We start from the raw sequence: 472 nt of genomic DNA on the forward strand, positions 1-472 counted from the left end.
CCCGCGCAGGCGCTCAGCCGCCTCCGCCTCCGCCTCCACCACCTCCACCTCCACCTCCACCGTCGCCACCACCGCCCCCCGCATCGGCGGCGGCCATCGCTGGCCCGTGGTGCATCAGGCTCATCACGCGTACCGGCCCATGTGCCATCTGCACATCGGGCGGCTGCATTTCGGCTGGGGTCCAGGCCAACTGGTTGGTCACCGCCTCCTGTTCGCGTTGCTGCATCAAGGCCTGCCCCTCCTGCAGCAGCGCCTGTCCTTCAGGCGAATACCGGATGCGCTCGGCCGCCTTGTACACCGCCGCTTCGTCGTGATTGCGCAGCGCCTGCAGCATCGCGTCGATATCCGCATCGCCGGTGCGCAGCGCCGTCGGCGCTGCCGCAGCAATTGCTGGACACGGTGGGCACGCGCCTGCAGCGCAGCCTGGATGCCGGCGGCGATGCGCTGGCCGGCCTCACCGCACACGCGTCCA

1 protein-coding gene is annotated in these 472 nt (G+C 70.8%); it reads right to left on the reverse strand.

Annotation, left to right across the window (positions count from 1 at the left end):
- Positions 1 to 13 precede the first annotated feature (13 nt).
- Entirely contained in the window at positions 14 to 334 is a 321-nt protein-coding gene (locus tag Y887_RS17520; RefSeq protein ID WP_052765040.1) for a hypothetical protein, read from the reverse strand.
- Positions 335 to 472 lie beyond the last annotated feature (138 nt).

The sequence above is a fragment of the Xanthomonas pisi DSM 18956 genome (assembly GCF_001010415.1).
GTDB classification, from domain to species: Bacteria; Pseudomonadota; Gammaproteobacteria; order Xanthomonadales; family Xanthomonadaceae; genus Xanthomonas; species Xanthomonas pisi.